Source organism: Amycolatopsis sp. NPDC004747 (assembly GCF_053601335.1).
Map to the genome: position 1 here is coordinate 156,461 of NZ_JBSGBQ010000016.1, position 16,666 is coordinate 173,126.

18 protein-coding genes and 1 tRNA gene are annotated in these 16,666 nt (G+C 70.8%); 11 read left to right on the forward strand and 8 right to left on the reverse strand.

Going from position 1 to position 16,666, the window contains the following annotated elements; all coding sequences use genetic code 11:
• Nucleotide 1 precedes the first annotated feature (1 nt).
• Both ACWEGE_RS25960 and ACWEGE_RS25965 read right to left on the reverse strand, forming a co-directional pair.
• Complete coding sequence (locus ACWEGE_RS25960; RefSeq protein ID WP_449663041.1) at nucleotides 2-631, reverse strand: hypothetical protein; 630 nt, start codon at nucleotides 629-631, stop codon at nucleotides 2-4.
• 144 nt (nucleotides 632-775) lie between these two features.
• Nucleotides 776-1,585: an SDR family NAD(P)-dependent oxidoreductase gene (locus ACWEGE_RS25965; protein ID WP_449663042.1), complete on the reverse strand. Its 810-nt coding sequence runs from the start codon at nucleotides 1,583-1,585 to the stop codon at nucleotides 776-778.
• 133 nt (nucleotides 1,586-1,718) lie between these two features.
• Here ACWEGE_RS25965 and ACWEGE_RS25970 point away from each other — a divergent pair, with 133 nt between their 5' ends.
• Together ACWEGE_RS25970 and ACWEGE_RS25975 are read left to right on the forward strand one after the other, a co-directional pair.
• Nucleotides 1,719-2,522 (forward strand): trypsin-like serine peptidase, encoded by an 804-nt coding sequence (locus ACWEGE_RS25970; protein WP_449663043.1) that lies wholly within the window; start codon nucleotides 1,719-1,721, stop codon nucleotides 2,520-2,522.
• 17 nt (nucleotides 2,523-2,539) lie between these two features.
• On the forward strand, nucleotides 2,540-2,764 hold the full coding sequence (locus ACWEGE_RS25975; protein ID WP_449663044.1) for an RNA-binding S4 domain-containing protein: 225 nt from the start codon (nucleotides 2,540-2,542) through the stop codon (nucleotides 2,762-2,764).
• A 25-nt stretch (nucleotides 2,765-2,789) separates the two neighbouring features.
• Here ACWEGE_RS25975 and ACWEGE_RS25980 read toward each other — a convergent pair whose 3' ends face one another.
• The gene (locus ACWEGE_RS25980) at nucleotides 2,790-3,731 is read right to left on the reverse strand and encodes an Ldh family oxidoreductase (RefSeq protein ID WP_449663045.1); all 942 of its coding nucleotides are present in this window, start codon (nucleotides 3,729-3,731) and stop codon (nucleotides 2,790-2,792) included.
• Nucleotides 3,732-3,832: 101 nt separating this feature from the next.
• Here ACWEGE_RS25980 and ACWEGE_RS25985 point away from each other — a divergent pair, with 101 nt between their 5' ends.
• Nucleotides 3,833-4,114, forward strand: coding sequence for a DUF2277 domain-containing protein (locus tag ACWEGE_RS25985; RefSeq protein ID WP_364245121.1), 282 nt, complete (start codon nucleotides 3,833-3,835; stop codon nucleotides 4,112-4,114).
• Between the two features lies 1 nt (nucleotide 4,115).
• Here the strand turns inward: ACWEGE_RS25985 and ACWEGE_RS25990 are convergent, their stop codons facing one another.
• The gene (locus tag ACWEGE_RS25990) at nucleotides 4,116-4,550 is read right to left on the reverse strand and encodes a VOC family protein (RefSeq protein ID WP_449663046.1); all 435 of its coding nucleotides are present in this window, start codon (nucleotides 4,548-4,550) and stop codon (nucleotides 4,116-4,118) included.
• A gap of 80 nt (nucleotides 4,551-4,630) precedes the next feature.
• Between ACWEGE_RS25990 and ACWEGE_RS25995 the strand changes: the two genes are divergently transcribed.
• Both ACWEGE_RS25995 and ACWEGE_RS26000 read left to right on the forward strand, forming a co-directional pair.
• Nucleotides 4,631-5,470, forward strand: a complete 840-nt coding sequence (locus ACWEGE_RS25995) for a patatin-like phospholipase family protein (protein WP_449663047.1) — start codon at nucleotides 4,631-4,633, stop codon at nucleotides 5,468-5,470.
• A gap of 86 nt (nucleotides 5,471-5,556) precedes the next feature.
• Nucleotides 5,557-5,643 (forward strand) — tRNA-Ser (locus ACWEGE_RS26000).
• Nucleotides 5,644-5,676: 33 nt separating this feature from the next.
• Here the strand turns inward: ACWEGE_RS26000 and ACWEGE_RS26005 are convergent.
• A complete protein-coding gene (locus tag ACWEGE_RS26005; RefSeq protein WP_449663048.1) occupies nucleotides 5,677-6,150 on the reverse strand; it encodes a MarR family winged helix-turn-helix transcriptional regulator in 474 nt (157 codons plus the stop codon).
• A gap of 598 nt (nucleotides 6,151-6,748) precedes the next feature.
• On the opposite strand from ACWEGE_RS26005, the gene ypfJ reads away from it, so the two are divergent.
• Nucleotides 6,749-7,678, forward strand: a complete 930-nt coding sequence (gene ypfJ / locus ACWEGE_RS26010; RefSeq protein WP_449663049.1) for a KPN_02809 family neutral zinc metallopeptidase — start codon at nucleotides 6,749-6,751, stop codon at nucleotides 7,676-7,678.
• A gap of 55 nt (nucleotides 7,679-7,733) precedes the next feature.
• On the opposite strand, the gene ACWEGE_RS26015 is transcribed toward ypfJ, so the two are convergent.
• Nucleotides 7,734-9,275: a M28 family metallopeptidase gene (locus ACWEGE_RS26015; protein ID WP_449663050.1), complete on the reverse strand. Its 1,542-nt coding sequence runs from the start codon at nucleotides 9,273-9,275 to the stop codon at nucleotides 7,734-7,736.
• An 81-nt stretch (nucleotides 9,276-9,356) separates the two neighbouring features.
• Here ACWEGE_RS26015 and ACWEGE_RS26020 point away from each other — a divergent pair, with 81 nt between their 5' ends.
• Complete coding sequence (locus ACWEGE_RS26020; protein WP_449663051.1) at nucleotides 9,357-10,334, forward strand: NAD(P)H-quinone oxidoreductase; 978 nt, start codon at nucleotides 9,357-9,359, stop codon at nucleotides 10,332-10,334.
• On the opposite strand, the gene ACWEGE_RS26025 is transcribed toward ACWEGE_RS26020, so the two are convergent.
• Nucleotides 10,331-11,530: a cysteine desulfurase-like protein gene (locus ACWEGE_RS26025; protein ID WP_206784010.1), complete on the reverse strand. Its 1,200-nt coding sequence runs from the start codon at nucleotides 11,528-11,530 to the stop codon at nucleotides 10,331-10,333. The two genes, ACWEGE_RS26020 and ACWEGE_RS26025, sit on opposite strands and share 4 nt — an antisense overlap.
• A gap of 134 nt (nucleotides 11,531-11,664) precedes the next feature.
• Between ACWEGE_RS26025 and ACWEGE_RS26030 the strand changes: the two genes are divergently transcribed.
• From ACWEGE_RS26030 to glfT1, 4 genes are all read left to right on the forward strand, one after another.
• Entirely contained in the window at nucleotides 11,665-12,231 is a 567-nt protein-coding gene (locus ACWEGE_RS26030; RefSeq protein ID WP_449663052.1) for a bacterial proteasome activator family protein, read from the forward strand.
• A gap of 221 nt (nucleotides 12,232-12,452) precedes the next feature.
• On the forward strand, nucleotides 12,453-13,403 hold the full coding sequence (gene wzm / locus ACWEGE_RS26035; protein WP_449663053.1) for a galactan export ABC transporter permease subunit Wzm/RfbD: 951 nt from the start codon (nucleotides 12,453-12,455) through the stop codon (nucleotides 13,401-13,403).
• 3 nt (nucleotides 13,404-13,406) lie between these two features.
• Nucleotides 13,407-14,222, forward strand: a complete 816-nt coding sequence (gene wzt / locus ACWEGE_RS26040) for a galactan export ABC transporter ATP-binding subunit Wzt/RfbE (RefSeq protein ID WP_449663054.1) — start codon at nucleotides 13,407-13,409, stop codon at nucleotides 14,220-14,222.
• Entirely contained in the window at nucleotides 14,222-15,130 is a 909-nt protein-coding gene (gene glfT1 / locus ACWEGE_RS26045) for a galactofuranosyltransferase GlfT1 (protein WP_449663055.1), read from the forward strand. Before wzt ends, glfT1 begins: the two co-directional genes overlap by 1 nt.
• Before the next feature lie 55 nt (nucleotides 15,131-15,185).
• Here glfT1 and ACWEGE_RS26050 read toward each other — a convergent pair whose 3' ends face one another.
• Nucleotides 15,186-16,661: a hypothetical protein gene (locus tag ACWEGE_RS26050; protein WP_449663056.1), complete on the reverse strand. Its 1,476-nt coding sequence runs from the start codon at nucleotides 16,659-16,661 to the stop codon at nucleotides 15,186-15,188.
• Nucleotides 16,662-16,666: the final 5 nt, after the last annotated feature.

A 16,666-nucleotide genomic window follows, 5' to 3' on the forward strand; every position in this document is an offset into this window, starting at 1 on the left:
CTCAGCGGCCGCCGTAGCGCTGCGCCATGCTCTCGGCGACCTCGACCCAGGCCTGGATCGGGTTGGGCGTCGGTGACGGGGTGGCCGACGGCGGCAGGTCGGCCCGCGCTTCGGCTTCCTCGTCCGGCACCGGCTTCTTCGGCTGCGGTTTCGCCTGGGCCTGGGCCTGGACCTGCTTCGGCGCCGGCTTCGCGGGCACCGGCACGTACACGGTCTTCGGGGCGGGCGTGACGACGACCGGCGCCTGCGGGACCGGCGGCGGTTCCGGCGCGGGTGCCGCGGCCACCGCGGGGCGCGCCTCGAGCTGGGCGACATCGCGTTCCGGCGCCGGGGCGAACAGCCCGCCGGTGAAGAGGCCACCGCCCAGCCAGCCGGCCGCGACGAGCAGCACCGCGGCCCCGCCGCCGAGCCAGGTGCGGGCGCGCCGCCGGATCACCACCGACTTCTCGCGCAGGTCCTGGTCGCACACCGGCGGCCGGGTGTAGATCGGCACCTCCGCGCGGGCCGCCTCGTCTTCGGTGCGGCGCCGCCGGGGCAGGCTCGCCGCGACGATGCCGGTGCGGTCCAGCAGTTCCACCGCGGTGCGGTCGCTGGACGAACGGGTCGCACTGCGCGGTGCGGTGCGAAGCATCGGGGACCTCCGGGACGGGGCTGGCGGACCCCACGCATTCTGGACCATTTCGGACGGTGCTGTCCGAAACGCAACTCCATTGAGTGACACGGCGGTGGGAAACTGCGTCGCGTGACCCTGCCGTGAAAGGGATTCGGCTTTCCGCTACGCCTTGAGCCCGAGCCGCGCGAGCGCCGCCAACGGCCGCTGGTAGGCCGAGCCGAGCACGCGCGGAATCGCGTCGATCACGTAGGCGTCCGGTCCGATGAGGATCCGCGCCGACTTCCGCTCGATCCCGCGCAGGATCGTCTGCGCCGCTTTCTCCGGTGTCGTGCGGGCGATCCGTTCGAAGCCCTGCGCGGCCTTTTCCTGGTCTTCGGCCGCGCCGCGGGAGTTGCGCACGATGTTGGTCTTGATCCCGCCCGGGTGCACGCAGCTCACCGCGACCGGGTGCCGGGCGATCAGCATTTCCTCGCGCAGCGCCTCGGTGAACCCGCGGACCGCGAACTTCGCCGCGTTGTAGGCGCTCTGCGTCGGCACGCCGACGAAGCCGAACACGCTGGAGATGTTGACGACGTGCCCGTCGCCGGAGGCGATCAGGTGCGGCAGGAACGCCTTGGTGCCGTTCACGACCCCACCGAGGTTGATGCCCATCAGCCAGTCGTAGTCCTCGAACGTCATTTCCTCGACGGTCGCGCCGAGGGCCACCCCGGCGTTGTTCACCACGACGTTGACCGCGCCGAACTCCTCGGCGACGTCTTCGGCGTGCGCGAGCACGGCGCTGCGGTCGGCGACGTCCAAGGTGTACGCGCGGGCGTTGCCGCCGGCGAGCTCGGCCGTCTCCTCCGCGTTCGCGGTGACGACGTCGGACAGCGCGACCCGGGCCCCGCGCCGGGCGAACTCGCACGCGAGCGCGCGGCCGATGCCCGAGCCCGCTCCGGTGACCACCACGACCTTGCCCGCGAACTGCTTCATCGGCCCTCCCGACCGTCCGGTGTTACTCCCGAGTAGCCGATGCTAGCGGCTGTGAGCTTGCTGTGGGTGTGCTGATTGTGCCGCTGCGTCGTCCTATGGTGGATCTCGTCGGCGGCACCCGGACGAGGAGGCGATGCTCTTGCGGCGACCGTTCGTCCTGCTCACGCTCGCCGCGATCGTGCTGCTCGGCATCACCGTCGTCGTGGTCTTCGCGGCCCGGCCGGCGCCACCGGCGATCGCGACCACGCCGGGTGTCGCCACGGCCGAGGCGGCGGCCCCGGTGACCGATCTGCCGTCGGTGTCCAGCCCCGCGGTCGGAGCGCTGTTCTCCGACGGCGCGCACTACTGCACGGCCAGCGTCGTGCACAGCGAGCGGGGCGACGTGCTGCTGACCGCGGCCCACTGCATCCACGACGGCGAGGGCGGCGGGTACCTCACCGGGATCACCTTCGCGCCCGCCTACCACGACGGCGTCGCCCCCTTCGGCTACTGGACGGTGTCGGACGAGCTCGTCGCCCCGGGCTGGGCGGCAACGTCGGACCCGGACCTCGACGTCGGCTTCGCGACCGCGCACCAGGCGGGCGCCACGAAGTCACTGGAGAGCCTGGTCGGGGCGAACCTGCTGGCCACCGGCACCGCGTTCGAGCAGCCCATCACGCTCACCGGCTACCCGGACGACTCCGAGGTCCCCGCGGTCTGCCAGAACACCACCCGCAAGCAGGACACCTTCCAGCTGCGGGTCGACTGCGCGGGCTTCCCGACGGGCACGAGCGGCGGCCCGTGGGTCACCCGGGAGAACCCGGAAACCCGGCTCGGAACGGTCATCGGCGTGATCGGCGGCTTCGAGTTCGGCGGCGACGACGCCGACACGTCGTACTCGAGCTACTTCGACACCGACGTACTGGCGCTCTACCGGCAGACGACCGCCCGCACCTGAGAAGGCATGATGCGTGCATGAGCGAGCCCGTCGACGTACCCATCACCGGACAGCCGATCCGCCTGGGCCAGTTCCTCAAGCTGGCGGGCCTGGCCGAGGACGGCTCCCACGCCAAGGACCTGATCGACGCGGAAGAGGTAACGGTCAACGGAGAGGTCGAAACCCGCCGCGGCCGCCAGCTGACCAACGGCGACATCGTGGCGGTGGGCCCCGACCGAGGCAAGGTGGTCCTGGTCCACTGAGGCCTGGTCCCAAGCGAGTCCGGGTTCAGCCGACGCTGGTCAGCGGCGGCAGGCCGAGTGAGGCGGCGAGGGCGTCCAGCTCACGGCGCACGGGCCCGGCGAGCGGCACTCCCAGTGCCCGGCACTGCTCGAGGTGCTGCGCCTCGCGCCAGCCGGGGTACCGGATCGGCGCCCCGCCCTCCCAGCCGAGCATGCTCCCGAACAACGCGCTTGCCGCGCGGTAGAAACCGTCGGCGCTGCGCAGCGTCGTCGGCGCGATCGCGAGCACCAGCAGCCCGGTGTCGTGCTCGTGGTCGGCAACCCCGGAAAGCACCCCGGCGAGGACCTCGACCAGCAACGTCAGCCCGGCCGCATCCGAACCGGGGCGGTCCATGTCGAAGACGAACTCCGGGTACGCCCCTCCAGGCGCCGCCATGCCCAGCGGGTTCATCGGCTGGTCCGGCTCGCCGCCCGCGGCCAGCACCAGCCCGATCATGGCGTGCGGCAGGGCCCGCGCGGCGTGGTGGCCGGCCCGGCCGAACGGCCCGATGCCGCGCAGCGAGACGAGCCCGACGCCGAAGCGGCCGGCGCGGGTCACCGCCCGGTCCATCGCGTCGCCGACGGCCCAGAGGCCGGGCGCGCGGCGGTAGTCGATCAGCGCGGCGGCCCCGCGGTCGGCGATCATCAGCGGCTCGGCGTGCGGCACGACGAGCCCGTTCTTCAGCAGGGGCAGGTGCACGCGGGTCAGCTCGGCGACCCCGGTCTCCGGCGAGCCGGTGAGGTCGCCGTGGCAGAGCGCTTCGGCGGCGATCCGGGCGCGCGTTTCGGGGAGGCCGTGCGCGGCGAAGACGTGTGCGACGAGGGTGACCAGCTCGTCGGCCCGCACGCGGGGCCAGGCCTGCTCCGGGATCGGGGTTTCCGGGGGTTCTTCTTCGAGGATGCCGGGTTCGGGGCGGGCGGAGCGGAACGGGCGCGGTCTGAGGGGCACTTCCCCGACCTTGCCCAGCACCGGTTCGGCCGTCAACGAAGCCGGGCCCGGCCTACCCGACCGTGTGATCGGCGCCCGCGAAAAGCCGTACCCTGGGCGGCATGTGCCGAAACATCACCACCCTGCGGGGGCTCCAGCCGGCCGCGACGGGCGAGGAGATCGAGGCCGCGGCCCGTCAGTACGTCCGCAAGGTCACCGGTGTCCAGTCGCTTTCGGACGCCACGCGCGAGCCGTTCGAGGCGGCGGTCGCCGAAATCACCGAGATCACCGCCCGGCTGCTGGAGCAGCTGCCCGAGCGCCGCCAGCCGCCGGCGACCGTGCCGCCGCTGCGCCGGCCGGAGGTGCGGGCGCGGATCGCCGCGAAGGCCCTGCGCCAGCCCTGAGTCAGCGCACCGGCTGGGCGTAGCCCCGCTCGCCGGTGTGGTCGACGCCGTCGTCCTTGGAAAGGCTGTAGAGCCGGATCTCGGTGCCGTCGGGGTCGGTGAAGCGGACCATCCAGCCGGTGGTGGCCTCGAACAACGGCGGGTGCTCGACACCGAGCTCGTCCAGCCGCGCGATCCACGCCTCGGCGGCCGCCCGGTCGGCGATCGAGAAGCAGACCGGGTCGAACCCGGCGAGCCCCGCGGCGGCCTTCTCCTGCACGCGCAACGCCACCGGCACGCCGTCGACCGACCCGGCGACCCCGCGCACGACGCCGTCGTCGTCCGGGAACTCGTGGCTGACCTCGAGCCCCAGCACGCGCTCGTACCACTCGCGGCTGCGCGCCAGGTCGCGCACCGGGAACTTGACGTGGTGGAAGCCTTCGATCCTCGCGGTCATCGCCGCCCCTCTCGCCGCACCGACCTGGAGGGTAACCCCGGCGGCCCGGAATTGTCGGACCTGATCGTTAGGCTGCCCGCATGGGCGGACAAGCATTGGTTTTGGGCGGCGGTGGGGTCGCCGGGATCGCGTGGACGACGGGGCTGCTGGCGGGGCTGGCCGAACACGGCCAGGACCTGACGGGCGCGGATCTGCTCGTCGGGACGTCGGCGGGGTCGGTCGTGGCCGCGCAGGTGACCAGCGGGCTGCCGCTGGCCGAGCTGTACGCGCGCCAGGTCGACCCGGCGCGGCAGGCGCCGGAGATCCCGGCCGAGATCGATTTCGAGAAGTTCGCCGCCGAGTTCGGCGGCGCGGTCACCGGCGCGACCGATCCGGCCGAGGTGCGGCGGGCCGTCGGGAAGCTGGCGCTGGCGGCCGAAACGGTGTCCGAAGCGGATCGTCGCGCGGTGATCGAGGCGCGGCTGCCGGTGCACAAGTGGCCGGCGCGGCGGCTGGTGATCGTGGGGGTGGACGCGGAAACGGGCGAGCCACGCCGCTTCGACCGCGAGTCCGGCGTCCCGCTGGTCGACGCGGTGGCGGCGAGCTGCGCGGTCCCGGGTGTCTGGCCGGCGGTGACGATCGAGGGCCGCCGGTACGTCGACGGCGGCGTCCGCTCGGCCGAAAACGCCGACTACGCGAGCGGGTCCAAGCGCGTCACCGTGGTGGCACCGCTGGGCGTGGACGCTCCCCTGCCGATGGAGAAGCCGCTGCTGGAGGTCCTGGACGACCTGCGCAAGGCGGGTGCGGAGGTCGCGCTGATCACGCCGGACGAGGCGTCGCAGGCCGCGGTCGGCGAGAACCCGCTCGACCCGGCCCGGCGCACGCCGGCCGCCGAAGCGGGCCGCGCGCAGGGCGCGGCGCTCACGTTGAGCTGGACCTGAGGCCGGGTCGGCACCAGCGGACGGCCGGCCCGTCCACGGCGGGGCCCAGGGCGCCCCGAAGTGCGTCGGCTACCCTCGTGGGCAGGGGTAGCGTGTCCGAGCGGCCGAAGGAACAGGTCTTGAAAACCTGCGAGGGGGCAACCTCTCCGTGGGTTCGAATCCCACCGCTACCGCACTCGGAACCCGGGCGCACCGAGCGCCCGGGTTCAGTGTTCCCCCGCCAGCAGGTGCGCCTGCACGCGCTCGAACGCCGCGGCGATGGTCGCCTGCTCCTCGGGGCTCAACAGGTCGATGAGGTGCTCGCGCACGCCTTCCACGTGCGTCGGCGCGGCCTTCTCCAGCAGCGCCAGCCCCTCCTCGGTCAGCTCCGTGATGACACCGCGCTTGTCCTCCGGGTCGCGGGCCCGCCGGACCAGGCTCGCCTCTTCGAGCTTGGCCACCTGGTGCGAAAGCCGGCTCTTCGTCGAGCCCATCATGAACGCCAGCTCGGACATCCGCATCCGGCGGCCGGGCTGCATCTGCAGGCAGACGAGCACCTCGTAGTCGACCAGCGAAACCTCGTGCGCCTCGGTCAGCTCGCGGTGCAGCCGCTGCCGCAACAGGAGGGTCGACACGACGTAGGAGCGCCACGCCGCCATCTCCGCATCGTCCAACCACCGCACCGCACGCTCCTCGCTCATAAGGCAGCGTAGAACGTTGATCAAGCGACCGCGCGCTCCGAGACCATTCCGTCTGCCGGTGAAAATGCCGGTGCAACATCGCCCGAAGGTGGGGTTACGAAAAGGTTGAGACTCGGCCGGGAAAGGCGCATTCTGCTTGTGGCGGAAGGTCGGCCAGGGTAAGCGGCGCGGCGACGGCGGCGTGCCGGCCCGGCTCCCCGCCGGAGAGGTCAGGTGGTTGCGTGGCGGGTGATTCTCGCGGTTGACCGCCAGCTGCGTCCCCGCGACCGGAACGGACTCCTACCGGGTCGGTCGCGATCGAGGGTTGTTCTGGTCAGGCCGGCGTGCCCCGCGCGCAAACGCGAGGCAGCTCGATAGCAGTGCGCCGGCCGACGGCAGAACAAGTCTCACCGTGAACAGCTATGAGCGGGCTTCCATGCGCATCACGCATACGGCGTCGGTCGGGCCTGGCTCCGGTCACGGCCTCGGAAGCCGTGACGACAGCGCCTGAACGCCGGCCCCGGAAGCGGCCAACCGCTCGACCAAAGACATACCTCGGTACAAGCCTGGGTGCGCCCGTCAGCGCGACGGCCGCACCCAGGCTCGTTAACATTTGCTGGTGAGATTCGACGACGACGCCGGCCTGGACGCCTCCGAGGTCCAGGACCTGCGCGGAAGCGGTGGAGGCGGCGGCGGGATCGGCGGCCGCGTGGCGCTCGGCGGCGGTGGGCTCGGGATCGTCGGCGTGATCATCTACTTCGTGCTGTCCCAGCTGGGCGGGGTCAGCACCGGCGGCAGCAGCGGCCTGAGCGGCGGGCTCGGCAGCGTCGGGTCCGGCCAGCAGGTCGACAACTCGAAGCTGGCCAGTGAGTGCAAGACCGGCGCGGACGCCAACAAGAACCACGACTGCGCGATCGTCGCGATCGTGAACTCCGTCCAGGACTACTGGACGCAGCAGTTCGCCCGCTCGGGCGCGACCTACCAGAAGGCGCCGACGAAGTTCTTCAACGGCGGCGTGCGCACCGGCTGCGGCAGCGCGACCTCCGACACCGGCCCGTTCTACTGCCCGGCCGATTCGGACGTCTACATCGACCTGTCCTTCTTTAACGAGCTGAAGACCCGCTTCGGCGCGCAGGGCGGCCTCTTCACCGAGGCGTACGTGCTGGCCCACGAGTACGGCCACCACGTGCAGAACCTGCTCGGCACCTCGCGCAAGGGCACCGGCACCGGCCCGACGTCCGGTTCGGTGCGCCTGGAGCTGCAGGCCGACTGCTACGCCGGCGTCTGGGCCAACCACGCCTCGACGACGCCGACCGAGAGCGGCAAGCCGCTGATCACCGACGTCACCCAGGACGACGTCAACTCCGCGCTGGACACCGCGTCCCGCATCGGCGACGACTACATCCAGGAGAACCTCGGCGGCGGCCAGGTCGACCGCTCGAAGTTCACCCACGGCACGTCCGCGCAGCGCAAGAAGTGGTTCACCACCGGCTTCCAGACCGGCGAACCCGCCCGCTGCGACACCTTCGGCACCAACAACCTGGGCTAGTCAAGCACGACGAAGGGGCCGCCCCGCTCACCGGGACGGCCCCTTCGGTCTGTCGTCAGGCAGTCAGTGCGTGCGGGTCACCCGCGACGGCGCGGGCGGAGAAGTTCCGCTGCGCCGTGCGCTCGGCGGCCTTCTGCTTGGCCGCCTTCGCCTTGCCCGGCTGGACACCGTTGATGCTCTCGGTGCTCGTCGCGTAGACGCCGAGGGCCCAGGCGACCCCGTCGGCGTTGCGGTCCAGCGCGACCCGGTCGATGTTGCCCAGGTTGTCGCAGGCCTGGTGGTAGCACGGGTCGAACGCGATGCCGGCCTTGCCGCCCCACTTCGCCGCCTGCGCCGGGGTCTTCAGCACCTCGGCACCGGTGTCGAGCCCGCCGGCCGGGATGCCGACGGCGATGAACTCGCCGTAGTCCGAACGCCCGGTGAAGTCGGTGCCCTCCAGGGACACGCCCCGCGCGGCCTGCATGAAGTCCACGAAGGTCTTCTCGATCTGCGCCGAGCCGTACGGGCCGGCGCCCGCGCCGACGCCGTCGGAGTTGTCACCGTCGTAGGCGAAGTAGCCGGCGTTCGGCGAGCCGATCATGTCGAAGTTCAGGTACAGCGCGATGTCCAGCTGCTGCTCGAAGCTCAGCTGGTCGACGTAGTAGGTCGAGCCGATCAGGCCGAACTCCTCCGCGCTCCAGAAGCCGAAGCGGACGGCGTTGTTGACCTTCGGGCTGCTCCCCAGCTGCAGCGCGGTCTCGAGCAGGGTCGCCGAGCCGGAACCGTTGTCGTTGATGCCCGGGCCGGCCGGGACGCTGTCGAGGTGCGAACCGAGCATCACGACGTTGTCCTTGCGCCCGGTCTTGGTCTCGGCGATGACGTTGTAGCTGGTCCGCGCCTCCTGGAAGGCCCGCAGCTCCAGCGTCACGTTCTGCCCGCCGAGCGTGGCCAGCTGCGCCCCCGCGGCCGCCGTCACGCCTCCGGTCGGGATCGCCGCGTTCTCCGGGCCCCCGAGCGTCCCGTTGAGCGCGCCGTCGGTGTTGTTGTAGACGACCGCGCCGATCGCGCCCGCCGCCGCGGCGGTCTGCTGCTTCTGCGCGAACGAGCAGCCACCGCGCTTGATCAGCGCGATCTTGCCCACCACGTCCGCGGTGTAGTCGGTGGCCTCGCAGCCGCTGGTGTCGTCCACCGCGACCACGGCGAGCGGCGCGGTGATGCCGCCGACCGGCGTCGACTTCGTGTACTCCATGGCGATGATCGGGACGCTCTGACCGCCCGCGGTCAGCTTCTCGGCGAGGGTCTCCGAGTAGGTGAACGGGAACTCCTGGCGGGTCACCTGGTAGCCGGCCGCCTCGAGCTTGGTGGCGATGTACTCGGCGGACTTCTTGTGGCCTTCGGTGCTCGCCGCCCGGGTGCCGCCGTTGGTGTCGGCGATGCGCTGGAGGGCGATCAGGTGCCGGTTGACGCCGTTGGCGTCGACCTTCTTGACAAGCTGCTTCGCCAGAGCAGGGCCGTCGGGGACGGTGTCCGCGGCGGCGGCCGGGGTCAGGCCGAGCACCAGCGTGGCACCGGCGGCGATCGCCACCGGCGGCAGGATTCTCGTTCTAAAGAGTGACATGGTTGCTCACCTTTGTTCCCTATGCGAAGTCCGTCAATGCGCCTTTCGGCGGGACCTTTCGCCGCGGTATACAGTCGACACATGTACGCGATCACCATCCGTGAACCAGGTGACCCGGACGTTCTCGAGTGGGCGGAGGTCGCGGATCCGCGGCCCGGACCCGGCGAAGTGCTGCTGGAGGTCGCGGCGAGCGCGGTGAACCGCGCGGACCTGCTGCAGCGTCAGGGCCACTACCCGCCGCCACCCGGCGCGAGCGAAACCCTCGGCCTCGAATGCTCGGGCACGATCGCGGAGCTCGGCGAAGGTGTCGAAGGCTGGAACGTCGGCGACGAGGTCTGCGCCCTGCTCTCCGGCGGCGGCTACGCGGAGAAGGCCGTCGTCCCGGCCGGGCAGCTGCTGCCGGTGCCGGGCGAGATCGACCTGCTCACCGCGGCCGCGCTGCCCGAGGTGGCCTGCACGGTGTGGGCGAACGTCGTGATGCACGCCAACCTCACCGAGGGCGAGGTCCTGCTGGTCCACGGCGGTGCCGGCGGTATCGGCACGCACGCCATCCAGGTCGGCAAGGCGCTCGGCGCCACCGTCGCGGTCACGGCGGGCTCGCCGGACCGGCTCGAAAGCTGCCGCCAGCTCGGCGCCGACGTCACGATCAACTACAAGACGGCCGACTTCGTCGAGGTGCTACGCGAGGCGACCGGCGGCGCGGACGTCATCCTCGACAACATGGGCGCGTCCTACCTGGGCCGCAACGTCGATGCGCTGAAGCAGGACGGGCGCCTGGTCGTCATCGGCATGCAGGGCGGGGTCAAGGGCGAGCTGAACGTCGGCGCGCTGCTCGGCAAGCGGGCTTCGGTGTTCGCCGCCGGCCTGCGGTTCCGCCCGCTGGACCAGAAGGCGGCGATCGTCGCCGACGTCCGGGAGCGCCTGTGGCCGCTGGTCGCGGACGGCCTGGTCAAGCCGATCGTCGGCCAGGTCGTGCCGATGGCCGAGGCCTCGACAGCGCACCGCGTCCTCGAAGAAGGCAGCGTCTTCGGCAAGGTCCTGCTGGCAGCGAAGTCTTAACGCAGCTCTTCGAGGACCCGCACGAGCTGGTTGATCTCGAAGACGTTGGAGTAGTGGGCGAGCCCGATCCGCACGGCGCCGCCCACTTCTCCGACGCCGAGCGACGCGAAGACGCCGCTCGTGCCGTCGTCGGCGAAGGCGCACAGGCCCTGCGTCGCCAGGTACTCGGCGACCTCGGGCGCCTTCTTGCCGGCCACGGCGAAGGCGAGCGCGGGGATCCGGCGCATGGCGTTGCCGATGACCATGATGTGCCGCAGCGAAAGCAGTTCCGTAGACAGCTGCGCGAGCAGCCCGGCGTGGTAGGACTTCGCCGACCCGAGCGAGGTGACCAGGCGCTCGCGGCGCGAGCCGGTGGCGGCGTCGTCGAGGCCCGAGAGGTAGTCGATCGACGCGATCAGCCCGGCGAGCAGCGGGTACGCGTGCGGGCCGAGCTCCAGGCGGGCGGCGCCGCGGGCCATCGGGTCCAGCGAGGCCGACGGGATGCGCTCGATCAGCTCGGGGTCGCGGAAGACCAGCGCGCCCACCGACGGGCCGCCCCAGGCCTGGGCGGAGACGACCATGACGTCGGCCCCGAGCGCGTTGATGTCCAGCGGCAGGAAGGGCGCGGCGTAGGTGGCGTCGACGACGACGAGCGCGCCGACCCGCTTGGCGAACTCGATGATGGTCGGCACGTCCGGCCGGGTCCCGACGGAGCCGGACGCGAGTGTGACGGCGACGGCCTTGGTGCGCGCCGACACGAGCTGCTCGTACTGCCACGCGGGCAGCTCGCAGGTCTCGATGTCGATCTCGCCCCACCGCACGACGGCCCCGACGCGCTTGGCGGCCCGCTGCCACGGCGCGAGGTTCGCCTGCTCGTCGAGCCGGGAGACGACGAGTTCGTCGCCGATGGTCCAGCGCTCGGCGAGCGCGTCGACGAGCCGGCGCAGCATCACGGGCGCGCTCGGCCCGAGCACGACGGCAGCCGGGTCGGCCCCGACCAGGTCGGCCACGGCCCGGCGGGCCGCGGTCACGATGCTCTCCGCGCGCTGTGAGGCCGGAAACGCTCCGCCCGGCCCGGACACCGGGGCGCGCATCGCCGTGGAAACGGCCGAAGCGACCTGTTCCGGGACCAGCATTCCGGCGGCGCCGTCGAAGTGAATCCAGCCGTCACCCAGCGCGGGAAAGAGCCCACGGATACGAGCGACGTCGAACGCCATGGGGACACCGTACGGACGTGCGGTTTCGCCGTGCGTCCGGGGTTGGGTGGAGAGCCACCGGGAACCCGGTTTACGGCTACGCTCGGAGACGGACACCCCCTGGGTGTCGCGGAGCGTGTCGAAGGCAAGCCAGGATGGAGCACATGACCGAGCCGAACTTCACAGCGGGTGACCCGGGCCAGGAATCTTCACCCCACGTGGTGGTCGTCGGACCGGACGGCACGCCGGTGGGAGCGGCCCCCGCCGACGGCGACCACCCCGAGTCGGTGGGCGACCTCGTCGAGGAGCCGGCGAAGGTGATGCGCATCGGCACGATGATCAAGCAGCTCCTGGAGGAGGTCCGCGCGGCCCCGCTGGACGACGCGTCGCGGACCAGAGTGCGCGAGATCCACCAGACGTCGATCCGCGAGCTGGAGAAGGCGCTGGCGCCGGAGCTGCAGGACGAGCTGGAGCGGCTGGTCCGCCCGTTCACCGACGACTCGACGCCGTCGGACGCGGAGCTGCGGATCGCCCAGGCGCAGCTGGTGGGCTGGCTGGAGGGCCTGTTCAGCGGGATCCAGACGGCGTTGTTCGCCCAGCAGATGGCGGCGCGGGTCCAGCTGGAGCAGATGCGCCGGGGGCTGCCGGCCGGTCCGTCGGGCGCGCCCGGCCTCGGTCACGAGCACGGGCCGGGGATCTCGGGGACGGGTCAGTACCTCTGACAGCCGGGTTGTCCACAGACCGAGGGGCCTGTGGACAACCTCTGTGGACAACTCCGGGCCAGGACGTCCGGAGCTCCAACGGGTCATTCGCGACGTTCGCGCCGAAAACGGATCGTTTCGCGTGACAGACTGTAGTCCAGGTCACCGACGCACCCGCCGCGCGCGCTGGTTGCGGGCGGGGTGGCCAGGCCGGTGCCGGACCCATCGGTACCCTCGTCCACGTGCATGCCACCAGCACGGTTCAGGCCGCAGACTCAGCCGTGGCGACGTCGGCTCCCCCGACGTCGGACAGCAAGACGTTCTCGCGTGCCTTCGCCGATATCAAGGCCGGATTCCGCGCCCGCGAGCTCTGGGGTCACCTGGGCTGGCAGGACATCAAGCAGCGGTACCGCAGGTCCGTGATCGGGCCCTTCTGGATCACGATCACCCAAGCCGTCCTCGCGGTCGGGCTCGGGCTGCTGTACTCGCAGCTGTTCAAGCTGCCGGTCGAGGTGTTCCTGCCCTACATCTCCACGGGCTTCATCATCTGGGGCTTCATCGTCGGCTGCCTGTCCGAGGGCATGGAGACGTTCATCGCGAACGAGGGGCTGATCAAGCAGCTTCCGGCGCCGCTGAGCGTGTACATGCTGCGCACGGTGTGGCGGCAGACGCTGATGCTGGCCCACAACATGATCGTCTACGTGGCCGTGCTGGCGATCTTCTTCAGCGCGCTCAGCAACAAGTACTCGCTGCTCGGCGACGGGGCGTGCGTCCCCAACCACATCTGCCACCCGGGCCTCAGCTGGAACATCCTGCTGGCCATCCCCGGCTTCCTGCTGCTGGCGCTGAACGCCGGCTGGGTGACGCTGCTGTTCGGCATCATCTCGACCCGCTTCCGCGACATCCCGCAGGTCATCAACTCGCTGATCCAGCTGCTCTTCTACGGCACCCCGATCGTCTGGCCGGTGGACCAGCTGATGACCGGCGGCTCCCGCGAGGCCGCCTCCTGGATCCTGCCGGTCGTCAAGATCAACCCGCTCTACCACTTCATGCAGGTGGTCCGCGCGCCGCTGCTGGGGCAGGAGTTCTCGGTCGGCAACTGGATCGTGGTCGGCTCCATCACCGTCGTCGGTTGGGCTCTCGCGCTGGTCGCGATGCGCAACTACCGTGCCCGCGTCTCCTATTGGGTGTGACACATGGTTTCCATTGACGTCCACAACGCGTTCGTCGACTTCCCGATCTTCGACGCGAAGACGCGGTCGATGAAGAAGAAGGTCCTCGGCAAGGTCGGCGGCAAGATCGGCACCGACACCAAGGTGCCGATCATCGAAGCCCTGCACGACGTGACCCTCAGCCTGCGCGAAGGCGACCGCGTCGGCCTGGTCGGGCACAACGGCGCCGGCAAGTCCACCCTGCTGCGCCTGCTCGCCGGGATCTACGAGCCGACCCGCGGCTCGTCGCGGATCAACGGCAAGATCGCGCCGGTGTTCGACCTCGGCATCGGCATGGACCCGGAGATTTCGGGCGTCGAGAACATCATCATCCGCGGCCTCTTCCTCGGCATGACTGCCAAGGAGATGGAGAAGCGGGTCGACGACATCGCGGAGTTCACCGAGCTCGGCGACTACCTGCAGATGCCGCTGCGCACGTACTCGACGGGTATGCGCGTGCGGCTGGCGCTGGGTGTCGTCACCTCGATCGACCCGGAAATCCTGATCCTCGACGAGGGCATCGGCGCGGTCGACGCGGCGTTCCTCAACAAGGCGCGCGACCGCCTCAAGGACCTCGTCAAGCGCTCCGGGATCCTGGTGTTCGCCAGCCACTCCGACGAGTTCCTGTTCGAACTGTGCGATTCGGCCATCTGGATGGACGAAGGTCACCTCAAGCAACAGGGTTCGCTGCGGGACGTCCTCACGTCGTACAAGGGGCGTGACCCCTTCGAAAACATGAGCCAGGAAACCTTGGAGCGCTTCGGCATCGAGCCGGTGGCGACGACGAACGGCGGGGAATGATGGCCAGCGAGACCCGGCAGCTGCCCGACGGCGCGGTCGTCGGCGTGGTCGTCACGCGGCACCGGCGCGAGCTGCTCGCGGACTCGCTGAAGGTCATCGCGGCCCAGAGCCGGCCGGTCGACCACCTGGTGGTCGTCGACAACGGGCCGGACGACTCCGCGCGCGAAGTCGTCGAGAACTACCCGCTGCCGCACACGTACCTGCCGTCGCACCGGAACCTCGGTGGCGCCGGCGGGTTCGCGCTGGGCATGCTGCACGCGCTCTCGCTGGGCGCGGACTGGGTCTGGCTGGCCGACGACGACGGGCGCCCGGCCGACGAGAACGTCCTCGCGATCCTGCTGGAGGAAGCGGAAAAGCGGGACCTGGCGGAGATTTCGCCGGTGGTGTCGAACATCGACGCGCCGGACCAGCTGGCGTTCCCGCTGCGCCGCGGCCTGACCTGGAAGCGCGCGCAGTCCGAGCTGGGCACGGACTTCCTGCCCGGCATCGCGTCCCTGATGAACGGCGCGCTCTTCCGCGCGTCCACTTTGGACGTCGTCGGTGTGCCGGACCTGCGCCTGTTCTTCCGCGGCGACGAGGTCGAGCTGCACCGCCGGCTGGCCCGCTCGGGGCTGCCGTTCGGCACGTCGCTGAAGACGAAGTACCTGCACCCGGACGGCTCGGACGAGTTCAAGCCGATGCTGGGCGGCAAGTTCCACGCGCAGGACCCGGAAAACGAGGTCAAGCGGTACTACACCTACCGCAACCGCGGCTACCTGCTGTCGCAGCCGGGCATGCGGAAGATCGGCGCGCTGGAGATCGTCCGCTTCGGACTGTACTTCGTGGGCGTGAAGCGCGACCCGAAGGCGTTCCTGCAGTGGCTGAAGCTGGTGCGGCAGGGCCGCGCCGAGAAGTTCTACCGCTACTGAGCCCCCAGCAAAAAAGGGCCCCCGCGCACCGCGGGGGCCCTTTCTGCTGAACGCCCTACTCGCCGATGACCGGCGGCGCCGTGCGCATGTCGGTGCCGAAGACCTCGTCGGGGTCACCCTCGACCAGGTAGGTCGGGCGCGAGTGCTCGGTGTCCTCGTCGCCTTCGCCCTTCTGGCCGCGGCCCAGGCCGCCACCGCCGGGCCCCATGCCGCCGCGACCGGCGGCACCCGAGCCGAGACCGCCCATCCCGCGGCCCGCGGCCGCTTCCGCGGCGCCGATCCCGCCGGGCCGGGCAGCACCCGACGCGGCACCCGCGCCCGTCGCGTTGCCGGCGCTCGAGCCGCCGGGCCCGAACCCGCCGCCGCCACCGCGCCCGCCGCCGCCACCGCCGACCTTGGAGTTGTAGGCCTCGTCGCCGCCGAAGTTCATCCCGCCCATCGGCATCGGGCTCATCGGCGGCATCCCGCCGAACTGCTGGTTCTGGTTCGACGTCGACGCCGCCGGGAGGGAGCTGGGCGTGAAGCCGGACGGCGTGGTGGTGCCCGCGGGCACGAACCCGGACCCGGTGGTCGAGCCCGGCCCGGCGAAGTGCGGCGTCCCGGTGGTGCCGGGCACGAAGTTGTTGTTGTGGTTCCCGGTCGGCGTGTTCACCGGGTTGGACACCGGCATGGTGATGTTCCGCTGGTCGATGCCGTTCTTGTCCCCGGTGCCGTTGGGGTCACCGCTGCCGCCCCCGGTGCTGAAGCTCGGCGGCGGCGCGAAGGCGGGCTGCTTGGAGGCGGCCTCGTAGAGGTTCTTGTCGTAGGTCGCCATGACGCCGGCGGCCTCGTCGTGCGCCGCCTGGCTGTCCTTCTGCTTCTGGATCGACTTGTCGACGTTGTCGGGCAGGTTGAAGGGGTTCGAGGTGGCCCAGTCCTTGAACTCGTCCTTCCAGCTGAACGGGATGGGGGCGGGCATGGAGTTCTTCGCCGTGGCGGCGGCCTGCCCCTGGTCGTAGATGGTTTCCGAGGCCAGCTTGGCGTTCTGGGAGTTGGCGTCGGACCACTTGCTGAGGCTGGTGAAGTACTGCTGCGCGTTTTCGGCGGCGGTGCCTTCCCAGGTGCCCTTGGACGCGTTCACGGCAGTGTTCATCGACTGCGCGAACTTGTCGAAGACCTTGTGGACTTCGTGGTAGGCGGTCGAGACCTCGGACACCTGGTCGACGTTCAGGTTGCTCTGGAGGAACGCCTGCAGCTGGGCGTGGTCCGTGCCCTTGTAGTCCGCGTTCGGCGCGTTCAGCCCGGAGACGTATTCGACGTCCCGGCCCTGAGTGGCTTCTTTGACGTTCTTGTCGCCCATCTGCTGCGACTGGTTCTTGGCCCGCGCCTGGGCCATCCACTGCTGCACCGGCCCGAACAACCAGCTGCTCGGATCGACGCCCTCTTCGGCCTTCCGCTGCAGGTAGGCATCCCGCTCGGCGGGCGCCATGTTCTGGACCTCTTGGGGCGTCTTGTCCTCGGTCTTCGGCGCCGGGTCTCGTCGCGTCGTCATCTGGG

What these genes read in the sequence shown, in the direction of transcription:
- ACWEGE_RS25960 (WP_449663041.1), bottom strand. Translation starts at nt 631, where the DNA reads ATGCTTCGCACCGCACCGCGCAGTGCGACCCGTTCGTCCAGCGACCGC.
- ACWEGE_RS25965 (WP_449663042.1), bottom strand. Translation starts at nt 1,585, where the DNA reads ATGAAGCAGTTCGCGGGCAAGGTCGTGGTGGTCACCGGAGCGGGCTCG.
- ACWEGE_RS25970 (WP_449663043.1), top strand. Translation starts at nt 1,719, where the DNA reads ATGCTCTTGCGGCGACCGTTCGTCCTGCTCACGCTCGCCGCGATCGTG.
- ACWEGE_RS25975 (WP_449663044.1), top strand. Translation starts at nt 2,540, where the DNA reads ATGAGCGAGCCCGTCGACGTACCCATCACCGGACAGCCGATCCGCCTG.
- ACWEGE_RS25985 (WP_364245121.1), top strand. Translation starts at nt 3,833, where the DNA reads ATGTGCCGAAACATCACCACCCTGCGGGGGCTCCAGCCGGCCGCGACG.
- ACWEGE_RS25990 (WP_449663046.1), bottom strand. Translation starts at nt 4,550, where the DNA reads ATGACCGCGAGGATCGAAGGCTTCCACCACGTCAAGTTCCCGGTGCGC.
- ACWEGE_RS25995 (WP_449663047.1), top strand. Translation starts at nt 4,631, where the DNA reads ATGGGCGGACAAGCATTGGTTTTGGGCGGCGGTGGGGTCGCCGGGATC.
- ACWEGE_RS26005 (WP_449663048.1), bottom strand. Translation starts at nt 6,150, where the DNA reads ATGAGCGAGGAGCGTGCGGTGCGGTGGTTGGACGATGCGGAGATGGCG.
- ACWEGE_RS26015 (WP_449663050.1), bottom strand. Translation starts at nt 9,275, where the DNA reads ATGTCACTCTTTAGAACGAGAATCCTGCCGCCGGTGGCGATCGCCGCC.
- ACWEGE_RS26020 (WP_449663051.1), top strand. Translation starts at nt 9,357, where the DNA reads ATGTACGCGATCACCATCCGTGAACCAGGTGACCCGGACGTTCTCGAG.
- ACWEGE_RS26025 (WP_206784010.1), bottom strand. Translation starts at nt 11,530, where the DNA reads ATGGCGTTCGACGTCGCTCGTATCCGTGGGCTCTTTCCCGCGCTGGGT.
- ACWEGE_RS26030 (WP_449663052.1), top strand. Translation starts at nt 11,665, where the DNA reads ATGGAGCACATGACCGAGCCGAACTTCACAGCGGGTGACCCGGGCCAG.
- wzt (WP_449663054.1), top strand. Translation starts at nt 13,407, where the DNA reads ATGGTTTCCATTGACGTCCACAACGCGTTCGTCGACTTCCCGATCTTC.
- glfT1 (WP_449663055.1), top strand. Translation starts at nt 14,222, where the DNA reads ATGGCCAGCGAGACCCGGCAGCTGCCCGACGGCGCGGTCGTCGGCGTG.
- ACWEGE_RS26050 (WP_449663056.1), bottom strand. Translation starts at nt 16,661, where the DNA reads ATGACGACGCGACGAGACCCGGCGCCGAAGACCGAGGACAAGACGCCC.